Consider the following 11,167-nt stretch of genomic DNA (forward strand, 5'->3'; position numbering starts at 1 on the left):
CTGGCATTTCAGTCGCTGGCCGTGCCAGGATGGGCCGGTCAGCACCATGGGGGGAATTGACGATGGCGAAGATCCACGGGAACGATCCGACCGGCTACTCGTACGGCGCGGCGGACACGCTCAAATCGGCTTCGACGGCGCTCGCGTCGTCGATCGGCGGCCAGTCCGGATCGCGGTCGTCGTCGGTGACGACCGCGAGTGCAGAGTTCCGGGGGTACTTCTCCGAGGTCTTCGCGGACAACGCCGACATCGGTGCGCGCAGCGCGACGAAGCTCGTCGAGTCGTTGCAGAGCCTGTCGGGGTTCGTGCAGGAGCTCCGCGACGCCGCGAAGGACGAGGACGACCGGCGGAAGCAGGCGAAGGCGTGGGACGCCCGCAAGCGTGAACGCGAGGAGAACCTCCTCGTCGCTGCCGGGCACGAGGTCTCGACGTGGTTCGGCGGGGGCGACGACCCGAAGCCGCCGGAGCCCGAGCCGGAGCCGCGACTGCAGGCGGAGGAGGTCAGCGTCAAGGGCCGCGAGATCCCCGCGGGTGGTGGGACCAGCGGTGGGACGTCGTCGGCCGTCCCCGAAGACCTCCGCTCCTTCGAGGCGAACACCCGGACGCTCGACTCGGACCTGTCGAGCGCCGTCTCCACGTTCCGCAACGCCCTGAGCGACTACGAGGCCGAGTGCAACCCCTGCTGGGGCACCCTGAACGCCCAGTCGCTGCTGACCGCGGTGAACGACTGGCTCACGGCGAACGGGCAGGACGCCGACTGGGCGGGCACCGTCGCCGCGCAGTTCGAGGCCGCCGGTGGTGGTGCCGGGCCCGCGACGCTGTCGGACGCGGCGATCGCGGCCGCCCTGTCCTCGGCGGGGATCGACGCCGGACGTGACGACTTCACCATCGGACCCTTCTCGGCGATGGGAACGCCCCCGACCAACGGGTTCGCCGACGACCCCGTGAACACCGCGACAGGGAACTTCCTCGAGCCCGAGACCGACCTGTCCTTCGCGGGGCAGGCTGCGTCGCTCCGGCTCACCCGGATGTACAACTCGCTCGACGGCCGCATCGGGGTGTTCGGGCTCGGCTGGTCCTCGATCCTCGACATCCGGCTCGAGGTCAGCGACGATGTTGCTTCGGTCGTGCTCGACGACGGTCGGCAGGTCGACTTCCCGCGACAGGGGGACGGGTGGGGCCGCGGCGTCGACGAGGACCTGTGGCTCCGGGCCGAGCAGGACTCGCTCGTCGTGCGGGACAACGCCGGCGGTCGGTGGGCGTTCACGCCGTCCGGACTGTGGCTGAGCTGTGCGCGTGGAGCGGGCACCGCCGTGACCGTGCGACGCGACGAGCACGACCGGATCACCCGGCTCTCGCACGTGTTCGGGCGGTTCGTCGACATCGAGTACCGCGGCGACCGGGTGGCGTCGGTGACGGCGTCGGACGGGCGACGCGTCGAGTACCACTACGACGACGCCCGCCGGCTGGTCCGGACGACCGATGCCGTCGGCAGTCGCGTGTACCGCTGGAACGCGGACGGGCTGATCGACCGAGTGACCGCGGCGACGGGGGTCGTCGAGTGCGAGAACACCTACGACGACCGCGGCCGGGTCGTCGAGCAGCGCACACCGTTCGGTCGACAGGTCCGGTTCACGTACCTGCGGGGGCGGGTCACCTCGGTGGCGGACGTCGACGGGGCCCACGCGAACACCTGGATCGCCGACCGGAAGGGCCGCGTCGTCGGGATCATCGACACCGACGGGCAGCGCCAGTCGATGTCGTACGACCCGCACGGCAACCTCGTCTCGGTGACCGAGCGCGACGGCCAGGTGACCGTCCATGGGTACGACGAGCGGGGACGGCGCGCCCGGACCGTGACACCGGAGGGCGCCGACCTGACCTTCGGGTACGACGAGCAGGACCGCATGACCACGGTGGTCACCGCGAACGGCGGGGTGGTCGAGTACGAGTACGCGGGCGAGGACCGGAACCCCTCCGTCGTCATCGACCCTGTCGGCGGTCGCACGCTGCTCGAGTGGCGGGACGGCCTGCTCGTGGGGACGACCGATCCGATGGGCGTGGTCGTCTCCTTCCACCACGATGCGTCCGGTGAGCTCATCGGGGTCGAGAACGCCGTCGGTGACACCGCGCAGTTGGTCCGCGACCCTGGAGGCCGGATCATCGAGGCGGTCACACCGCTCGGCAACCGGACCCGGTACCGCTACGACGCCGCCGGACTGCTCACCGCGCGTGAGGACCCGGACGGCGGGCTGTGGCGGTTCGAGCACGGCGACGGCGGTCGGGTCACGGCGACGATCGACCCGACCGGTGCGCGCACCGAGGTCACCTACGGCCAGCACGGCGAGATCGTGTCCACCACGGATCCCCTCGGTCGCGTCGTGACGAAGGACTTCGACGCCTTCGGCAACGTCTCGTCGATGACCCTGCCCGACGGTGCCGAGTGGGCGTTCGTGCACGACGCGCTCTCCCGACTCGAGGCCGTGGTCGACCCGGCCGGCGGCACCTGGAAGCGCGAGTACGACGCGGTCGGAGCCCTCGGTGCCACGGTCGACCCGACCGGTGTCCGCACCGAGGTGCGTCGCTCGCGCGCGGACGGCGTCTCCACGGTTCGCGACGCCTTCGACGCCGTTTCCGTGACGACCGACGAGTTCGGGCGTCCGGCCCGGTTCGAGCACGCGGACACGTCCGCCGAACTCACGACGTACGACGCCTGCGGCCGCCCGGCCGAGCTCGTCGGCGCGGACGGGGGCCTCACCCGGATCGAACGTGACCTCGCCGGACGCGTCGTCGCCGTCACCACCCCGGCTGGCCGAACCACCCGGTACGAGTACGACGCGTGCGGTCGCCCGGTCAACGCGATCGACCCGGCCGGCGCACGCACCACGCTGACCTACGACGCCGATTCGCGGGTCGTCGCGCGCACCCTGCCGACCGGCGAGGTCGCCCGGACCGAGTACGACCGCCAGGGTCGGGTCGTCCACGCCGACGTCCCCGGAGTCGGCACCGTGCGGTACCGGTACGACCGGGTCGGTCGCGTGGTCTCGGCGCGGGACACCCGCTTCGGCCAGCGGAGCTTCCGGTACGACGCCGCCGGACAGCTCGTCGCCGCGGTGAACGGGCTCGGCGGCACCACCCGCTACGAGTACGACCAGCGTGGACGACTCGTCCGCACCGTCGATCCGCTGGGTGGCGTGACCGTCCGGACGTACACGCAGCTCGACAAGGTGGCCTCGTCCACGGATCAGCTCGGGCGCACGACGATCGCGACCTACGACACCGCCGGACGACAGCTCACCCAGACCGACCCGGACGGCGCTGTGCTGCGGTGGGAGTACGACGCAGCTGGTCGGGAATCCGCGCAGTACGCCGGTGACCGGTTGATCGGCCGCATCGACCGCGATTCCCGCACCCGCACGGTGACGATCACCGACGAGACCCGTCCGGACTCCCCCACCGCCCACGTCCTCGAGTTCAGCCGACTCGGGCAGCTCGTCCGCCGCTCAACCGGCGCGCGCGAAACGCGGTGGACCCACGATGCCGACGGGCTCCGCACCTCGGTGCAGTCTCCCGACGGGTCCACGACCCGGTACGAGCACGACGCGGCAGGGCGGGTCGTCCGGGTCGAGCACTCGGTCTTCGGCGAGGCCCGGTACGAGCACGACGCGGCAGGGCGACTCCTGCAGGCCCGCGCCGGCGATCAGCTGCAGACCTGGGAGTACGTGAACGGACACGTGGTCCGGCACGCGCGCATCGACGCGGAGGGCACGCAGGTCAGCACGGTCGCACGCGACGCCGATGGGCGGATCACCCGGGTCGACGGCGCCGGGAAGAGCGTCTCCTACGAGCACGACGATGCCGCACAGCTCGTGGCCGCCGTCCACGAGGGTGGTCGCACGGACTGGGTCTACGACGCGGCGGGGCGTCTGGTCGAGGAACGGACGGACTCCGCGGCCCGACGGTTCACGTACGACGCCGCCGGACAGCTGAGCAGGGTCGACGCTCCGGACGGATTGCCCGAAGTGGAGTACGCCTACGACGGCGCTGGTCGTCGGGTGCAGGCGCTCCGAGCCGACGGCGTGACGACCACGTACGGCTGGACCCCGCAGGGTCACCTCACCGGGGTGGCGGAGTCCACCGCGGCAGGCAGCACCACAACCGACCTGCAGGTCGACGCCCTCGGTGAACTCGCCGATGTCGACGGCGTCCCGATCGACTGGGACACCGCCGCGTTCGCGCCGACGCTCCTGGCCGTCGGTGACGAGCCGGTGCTCCGCGCTCCCGGCGGCCTGATCGGGGTGGACGACCGCTGGATCGCCAGCGGTCGGCGCACCACGAGAGCAGCCGACGACGCCGACCCGTGGCAGACGCTCGTCGACCTCGGCGGCTCCGGTCTGCCGGGCGGGGTCGCCCTCGGCGCCGACGGTTCGCTGCAGGTCGCCGGCCTGGAGTGGATGGGTGCTCGCGCCTACGACTCGTCGTCGCGCGGCTTCCTGTCCGTCGACCCGGTCACCGCGCCCGCGGGAGCAGCCTGGGCCGGCAACCCGTACTCGTTCGCCGGCAACGATCCGCTGCACGCCATCGACCCGCTCGGTCTCGCGCCCGTCACCGACGCGGAGCTGGAGGCCTACGCGGCAGCCGAACAGGGGCCGCTCGCACGTGCCGCAGCCGCGACCGGTGACTGGTTCGCGGACAACTGGGAGTACGTCGCCGGCGGTGCCATGGTCGTCGCGGGCGGGGTGCTCGTCGCCACCGGCGTCGGCGGTCCGGTCGGCATGATGCTCATCAGCGCCGGTGCCGACACAATCATCCAGAAGGCCACGACCGGCGAGGTGAACTGGGGCCAGGTCGCCGTCAGCGGGGCCTTCGGCGCCGTCGGGGGTGGTGCCGGTGCCCTGATCGGCAAGCAGCTGGTCAAGAACGCAGCAGAAGGTGCGGCGGAGAACGTCGCGAACTACGCGGTGAGTGGCCAGCCCGTGACCCCCGGCGGCCTGCTCCGGAACGCTGCCGAGGGTGCGGCGACGTCGGCGGCCACCGGCGGCACGATGTCGAAGGTGCATCTGCCGACGTCCGTGGCGAAGCTCGGCGAAGAGACGCCGGTACCACCGGGCATCATCTACCGGCGCACGGACATCACCGACGGCCTGAAGCCCTACATCGGACAGACCAAGAGTGAAGACCACTTCCTCCTGCGCCAGGCCGCTCACGCACGAGAACACCCGGATGCGGCGTTCAGATTTGAGAGGATCGACAGGGGGCACCCAGGAGTCGACCTGGACCGTCGAGAAGAGTTCCACATTCGCAACGAAGGCGGACCCACGAACAAGGGCAACCCGGATGGCGGCCTGTCCAACAAGCGCCACCAGATGAGCGAAAAGCGTTACGACGCGGCAGGAGGAAGCCCGTATTGAGTACGAAACAGCAGGTCTACAGGATCACGATCGGCGACATCTTCACAGTGCCCCTCGGCGACGGCAGGGCTGCCCTCGGACAAGTGATCGGCAAGTACAAGAGTTCGTTCTACGTCGTCGTCTTCGATCTGGTCGTTCCTGAAGATGCAGTTCAGAGCCTCGACCTCAGCGAGGTGGCCGCAACTCCGCCACTCCTGGCCCGGATGACGTTCGACGCCCGATTCCGACCGGGGATGTGGCAGATAGTGGGCCACCGCGCTCCGGATCAGGCACGTTTCCTGCCCGCCTACAGCTTCGGATCAGACGACTACGACGGAGTCCGGGTGACGAACTTCGACGGAACGAGAATGCGCCGGGCAACGGGACAGGAGGCTACCCAGGTCCCGCGGCTCACGATCGATTCCCCGATCGTCCTCGAGAAGGCGGTTCGTGCTCACTTCGGTCTGGAACCGTGGCTCCCGGCCTACGACGAAGTTCGATATCGTCCAACTCCTACGTCGTCCGAATTGTTCGGCGACTAGCAGTCCGTGAACGACGATCCTGAATCAACCAGGGAGATCATGATCTGGATGAGGAAGAGGAACGTCGACAGTCTTGAACTTCCGGGGTTCACAGATGCGACGCGGGATGGACTCCGCCGGCCCTCTGTCGTCGGCTCCGCGCAGATTTCGGACGAGTGAACGATCGTGACCCGTGACACGGCAGACTCCACCGGGGGCGCGATGACCCTCGAGCGCGCGGGCACGCTCGACCTCATAGGCGTCGACTTCCGGCTTGAGCTGGGGTTCGGCAACGCCTACCGCGTCCAGCTCGAATCCGAGTGCACCGTCACCGACCGGTCCGGAAGCACCGCGGTCGTCGATCCCGACCGCAAGGACTCACTGCTCCCGGTTCTGCGGCTGTTCGGTGCCGAGCTCGTTCGGAGTTCGACCGAGAACGGCGTACTGACGCTGATCTTCGACGGCGGGGACACCCTCGTCGCCGGTCCCGATGCCGAGTTCGAGTCCTGGCAGGTCTCCGGGCCGAAGAGTCGCCCGGCCCGCACCGAGCCGCCGACCGGGAGCACGAGCACGGGCACCGGCACGGAAGGAGATCGAGGATGAGCGGCGTTCCGCGCCAGCCCTTCGCGCTGGACATCGCCGGCGACACCGTCGACCTCATCAGCATCGGACCAGACGTGACGATCCGCTTCTCGAGCGGTGCTTCGCTCCGGTTCGAGACCGACTTCGCGCTGACAGGCTCTGACGGGGAACACGCGTTCCTCGATCCCGGCGACAAACCGTCCCTGCTCGACCTCCTTGCCCTGCACAACAAGGTCGTCTCGGACGGTGCAGTCACGGGCGCGCGGATCGCCATCCGGTTCGCCTCGGGTGAGTTGCTCGAGGGCTGGTCGAACCGCCGAGGTCCGTCCTGGCACTACAGCGAACCGGGGCGCGCACGAGTGGACATCGACGTTCTGCCCGACGGCGAGGTCCGGTACCGACACAGCCCGTCGTCCGCGGAGATCAGACGGTGACGGACGTGCCCCCGGCCATCTCGATCCACCATCTCCGAGCGGTCACCAACGGAACGACTGTGGACCTGCCAGATCGTGTCGTCGAGGTCCTCGCCGCAGTGGGATCGGACGCGCAAGTGCTCGTCTCCGACATGTCCGCACGCTCGTTCGCAGCGGTCATCCGGCGGTCCTACTCGAAGCAGGAGCCGAACCTCGTGCCGTTCATCGACCCACTCGAAGCCCTCGGCGACGAGCTGGTCCTGATCTGTCAGGTCGAGCACGGGGATGAACTCGTGACGGTCGTGTTGCGCGCGACGGACCGAACGCTCGTGGCAGCCACGGCGATCGACCGTTCCGTCGGGGTCGTCCACATCTCCGTCCAGGAGCTGTGCGCGCGGCTCCGCGCATCAGACGCTCCGGGGGCGGAACTGGCGCTCGAGGTGGCATCGCGGTGTCTGGCCGAGGAACGGCTGCGCATCTTCGAGCAGGGCGCGCTGTCGACGGCACGCACCTTCCTGACGAAGTACAGGATTGCCGCCGAAAAGGGCTTCGACGTGCGCGGACTCGACGAGTTCGCCCGTGCGCTCGTGCCGCTCGGCGACGAGCAGCCGGGGTTCTGCATCGTGCAGGCTGACACCTCGGTCGGAATCACGGCGTTCACGCCCGGCAGGACCGACATCCTCGCTGCCATGAGCGTGGGCGGCCTCTCGCCCCAGACCGAGACGACAGAGGAGACCGGATCACCATGACAGCGCCGAACGACCTCGAGGTGGTCACGTACACGATCCCCGCTGATCACATCGTGCTGCCCGATCTGGTGCACCAGGCTCGGACCTGACCGCCGAGATCACCCCTGGTCGTCCGGATCGACTCATTCTCGAGGAGTTCGGGCGAGGCCAGCAAACGACGATCTAGATGCTCGCTTCGTAGCCGTCCCACTGCGCGCCGGAGGTCTCCGCGGTGATCCCTTCGAAGAACCGCACCGCCTCGCCGAGTCGGGCGTCGTCGACGAGCACGTTCTGCTGATCGGCGGCGACGTACCACTCCGCACCCGACGGCTTGACTGCGACGTTCCACCCGGCGGCGGCGATCCGCGCGGAGGCAGCCCTGGCGGACCCTCCGTCCGGGAAGTAGACGAAGTGCACCCAGTCGCGCGGCTGGGACAAGTCGCCGCCCCGCTGCACGATCTGCTGCAGCACGGGGTTCGTCGGCAACGAGGGCACCGTGTCGGGGCGCTTGCGGAACGGCCACATGGGTCGATTGTCGCAGACGGCACCACCGACAAACGGGAGGCGCGGTGCCAGCTGACACCGCGCCTCCCATCCGCCCTGCGGTCGCGTCTACCGCGCGCTGGCCGCCCCGCGCCGCTGGACCACCTCGGTGAGCCACGCGAGGATCCGGGCGTCGAACCAGTCGGCATCGTGGTTCCACAGCGCGACGACGTCGCCGGCGACCGGCGGGGTGCTCAACCAGGTTGATCTGCCGACGGCGGTGAAGAAGCTCGGCGACGAGTTCCCGACGCCCTTCGAAGGTCAGAAGATCTCCCGTGTCTACGGCGGAGATGCTCAGGCGACCGGTGCCTCATGGTCGCCGTCCCACCCTGGTTCTGTTGCCGACCACCGCGACGTCGCAGGACTACCGTCAGGGAAGACCGAGCCCGATCACAGCGTGAACTCGGGGCAGTTCCTGCTCGAAGCAACGTTGCGCGACCCCCTCCCGAACGGCATCGAGAAGCGCGCGATCCAGCTCGATCGCGTCAGCGGCATCAATCCGGAGTTCTGACATGCAAGAAGTCTTCTTTCTCTCGTCCATGGACAGCAAGCGGTTCTCGTCCGTCTTCCGGTGCGAAGTGGAACGACCGATCGAGCTCCCGAACGGTCACCATGCGCTGATGGTCAGCTGCGATCCGCCGCTGAACGGTCAGGAGCTCGGCCACCCGCTGGGCGTCGGGGAGCTGTTGCTCTGGAGTCGCTTCGAAGACGAAGACCTCTGGACGTTCCCCGCTTTCCCGCACTTCGTCCAGATCTGTCTCCCTGACGCCGATCTGCCTGTCCATGCCATGCCGCCGAGCATCGCATGGGGCGAGATCTACAAGACCGAGGCAGACGCGCACGCCCACGAGATGAGCACTCGCCCGCGCTCCTCGACGAAGTGATCGATCTGGTCGGCAAGCTCCGGCAGACTCGCGAACCGCCCGACGAGGCAGCAGGAAGCGCCTCGAACGGAGCGATCGCCGGACCACCCGCTTCGTGAGCAGGAATGGTCGGGTGTCGGACGGCGACCCGACCATTCCTGCTCACCAAGCGACCGAACGGACGCAGGAACGGACGGGAGGCGCGGTACCAGCTGGCACCGCGCCTCCCGTCCGTCGTTCGGTCGTCTCTACCGCGCGCTGGCCGCGCCGCGCCGCTGGACCACCTCGGTGAGCCACGCGAGGATCCGGGCGTCGAACCAGTCGGCGTCGTGGTTCCAGAGCTTCGTGTGCCGGGCCGTGGTCTGGATCTCGAGCCGGACCAGGTCGGGCCGCGCGCGCGCCAGGTCGTGCGAGGCCGAGGACGGCACGAAGCCGTCGTCGTCGCTGTGCAGCAGCAGGATCGGCACCGTGAGTTCGTCGGCACGGGTGACCATGTCGAGCTCGCGCAGGTCGACGGGCCGCTGCAGCCCGGCCAACCGGTAGAGCACGGGCGTGCGGAGCAGGCGCTGTGCGACCTTGCGGACCGGCCGCGGCAGGCGCAGGAGCTGGCTCTGCGACTTCAGGACGGCGTGCCAGTCGACCACGGGTGACTCGAGCACGACCCCGTCGACCAGCCCGGCGAACCGCGAGCGGAGCAGGGTCTGCAACACGACGGCGCCACCCATCGACCAGCCCATCAGCACGACGCTCTGGGCGTCCTGCGCGGTGAGCCAGCGGAGCACGGAGTCGACGTCCTCCCACTCGGTGCTGCCGAGGCCGTAGCGACCGTCGACACTGGGCGGGGCGACGCCGTCGTTCCGCCACGAGGCGAGGACGACCGAGTAGCCGGCGGCGCGGAAGACCGGGACGGCGCGGATGGTCTCGGCGCGGGTGACACCACGGCCGTGCACCAGCACGGCCCACGGGGCGTCCGGATCGTCGGCGCGGACGACCCATGCCGGGGCAGGGCCGTTCGGGGTGGGGATGTCGACGTCCTCGACGGGCACGTCGAGTTCGCCGGGTGTCAGGTAGAACCAGCCGCCCCAGCGACCGCGACGGGCGGCGGTCGGGTCGCCGGCGTCGATGGCGATGATGCGGCGGGTGACGGTGGTGTCGGTCGTGCCGAGCACTTCGCCGACGCGCATGTGTCCGGTGCCGCCGCCGAACCAGAGCGAGTAGCGGCCCTGCAGTTCCGTGTCCGCGGTGCGCTCGATCGTGACGGTCTTCCGGACCGGGTCGACGGCGTGGATCGGCACGCGCTCGTTGCGCTTGCGGTCAGGCGTGACGACGGCGCGGGCGACGGCGGCGACGAAGCCACCGATGACGGCCGTCCCCACCGCTGCTGCTGCCAGACCGGCGCCGAGTGCGATGAACCCGGCCGATCGAGCGGTCTCCTGGACGACGTCCTCGGCGGGTCGCGCGGATCGGGACATGGCCCGGAGCCTAGTCTGCATGTGTGTCCGAAACCCGAGAGCCCGACGCCTTCGCGCGGCTCCGCGCGTTCGTGTCCGGCGGCAGCGGCCGTGCCGAGACCACCGTCACCGAGATCCCCTCGCCGACCCGGATCGCACCGTTCTCGATCGCCCTGGCGGCGGACGTGTCCGGCACCGCGCACGGGGTCGAGTCGGACCTGGGCACCGGGCGCTTCATCGCCCTGTACGACCCGGAAGAACCCGAGGGCTGGGGTGGCGCGTTCCGCGTCGTCTCGTTCGCCCAGGCGCCGCTCGAACCGGAGATCGGCGTCGACGAGTTCGTCGCGGACGTGACGTGGAGCTGGCTCGTCGACGCGCTCGAGTCGCACGGTGCGACGTACGACCACGCCTCGGGCACGGCCACCAAGATCATCTCGCGCGGGTACGGCGACCTCGCCGCACAGGGCGACGGCGCCCAGCTGGAACTCCGCGCGTCGTGGACACCACGCGGCGACGACCTCACCGCACACGTCCGGGCCTGGCAGGACATCGTCGCCATGCTCGCCGGTCTGCCTCCCGCATCGGACGGCGTGACCCTGCTGGCCCCGAGGAGGCTCGCCAAGTGACCGATCCCGCTCCCCAGGACGCCGCCAGCCCCGCTGCCGGCTCGGCTGCT

The 11,167-nt window shown here is 69.8% G+C and carries 11 protein-coding genes; 8 read left to right on the forward strand and 3 right to left on the reverse strand.

All coding sequences use genetic code 11. The features are described 5' to 3' along the window. The first annotated feature begins 62 nt into the window (after window positions 1-62). The 5 genes from BIU95_RS05645 to BIU95_RS05665 all read left to right on the forward strand — a co-directional run bounded on the left by BIU95_RS05645 (window position 63) and on the right by BIU95_RS05665 (window position 7,655). A complete protein-coding gene (locus BIU95_RS05645; RefSeq protein WP_071250844.1) occupies window positions 63-5,411 on the forward strand; it encodes a DUF6531 domain-containing protein in 5,349 nt (1,782 codons plus the stop codon). After that, the gene (locus BIU95_RS05650) at window positions 5,408-5,932 is read left to right on the forward strand and encodes an Imm26 family immunity protein (RefSeq protein ID WP_071250846.1); all 525 of its coding nucleotides are present in this window, start codon (window positions 5,408-5,410) and stop codon (window positions 5,930-5,932) included. Before BIU95_RS05645 ends, BIU95_RS05650 begins: the two co-directional genes overlap by 4 nt. 165 nt (window positions 5,933-6,097) lie before the next feature. Beyond that, window positions 6,098-6,514: a DUF6188 family protein gene (locus tag BIU95_RS05655; protein WP_017886113.1), complete on the forward strand. Its 417-nt coding sequence runs from the start codon at window positions 6,098-6,100 to the stop codon at window positions 6,512-6,514. Then, window positions 6,511-6,927: a DUF6188 family protein gene (locus tag BIU95_RS05660; protein WP_017886112.1), complete on the forward strand. Its 417-nt coding sequence runs from the start codon at window positions 6,511-6,513 to the stop codon at window positions 6,925-6,927. Before BIU95_RS05655 ends, BIU95_RS05660 begins: the two co-directional genes overlap by 4 nt. Before the next feature lie 59 nt (window positions 6,928-6,986). Further along, entirely contained in the window at window positions 6,987-7,655 is a 669-nt protein-coding gene (locus BIU95_RS05665; RefSeq protein ID WP_071250848.1) for a hypothetical protein, read from the forward strand. Between the two features lie 162 nt (window positions 7,656-7,817). Here the strand turns inward: BIU95_RS05665 and BIU95_RS05670 are convergent, their stop codons facing one another. Continuing rightward, complete coding sequence (locus BIU95_RS05670) at window positions 7,818-8,159, reverse strand: ribonuclease E inhibitor RraB (RefSeq protein WP_071250850.1); 342 nt, start codon at window positions 8,157-8,159, stop codon at window positions 7,818-7,820. An 87-nt stretch (window positions 8,160-8,246) separates the two neighbouring features. Beyond that, window positions 8,247-8,375 carry a hypothetical protein gene (locus BIU95_RS19155; RefSeq protein WP_258373620.1) on the reverse strand — a complete coding sequence of 43 codons (129 nt, stop codon included), beginning with the start codon at window positions 8,373-8,375 and terminating at the stop codon, window positions 8,247-8,249. On the opposite strand from BIU95_RS19155, the gene BIU95_RS18165 reads away from it, so the two are divergent. Both BIU95_RS18165 and BIU95_RS05675 read left to right on the forward strand, forming a co-directional pair. Then, window positions 8,368-8,688, forward strand: coding sequence for a hypothetical protein (locus BIU95_RS18165; RefSeq protein WP_139179670.1), 321 nt, complete (start codon window positions 8,368-8,370; stop codon window positions 8,686-8,688). The two genes, BIU95_RS19155 and BIU95_RS18165, sit on opposite strands and share 8 nt — an antisense overlap. Before the next feature lies 1 nt (window position 8,689). Next, window positions 8,690-9,061 (forward strand): hypothetical protein, encoded by a 372-nt coding sequence (locus tag BIU95_RS05675; protein ID WP_071250852.1) that lies wholly within the window; start codon window positions 8,690-8,692, stop codon window positions 9,059-9,061. Window positions 9,062-9,288: 227 nt separating this feature from the next. Here BIU95_RS05675 and BIU95_RS05680 read toward each other — a convergent pair whose 3' ends face one another. Continuing rightward, window positions 9,289-10,512 (reverse strand): alpha/beta fold hydrolase, encoded by a 1,224-nt coding sequence (locus BIU95_RS05680; RefSeq protein WP_017886109.1) that lies wholly within the window; start codon window positions 10,510-10,512, stop codon window positions 9,289-9,291. 23 nt (window positions 10,513-10,535) lie between these two features. On the opposite strand from BIU95_RS05680, the gene BIU95_RS05685 reads away from it, so the two are divergent. Then, the gene (locus BIU95_RS05685) at window positions 10,536-11,117 is read left to right on the forward strand and encodes a DUF3000 domain-containing protein (protein ID WP_017886108.1); all 582 of its coding nucleotides are present in this window, start codon (window positions 10,536-10,538) and stop codon (window positions 11,115-11,117) included. Window positions 11,118-11,167: the final 50 nt, after the last annotated feature.

The sequence above is a fragment of the Curtobacterium sp. MCBA15_007 genome, from assembly GCF_001864905.1.
Classification (GTDB): domain Bacteria; phylum Actinomycetota; class Actinomycetes; order Actinomycetales; family Microbacteriaceae; genus Curtobacterium; species Curtobacterium poinsettiae.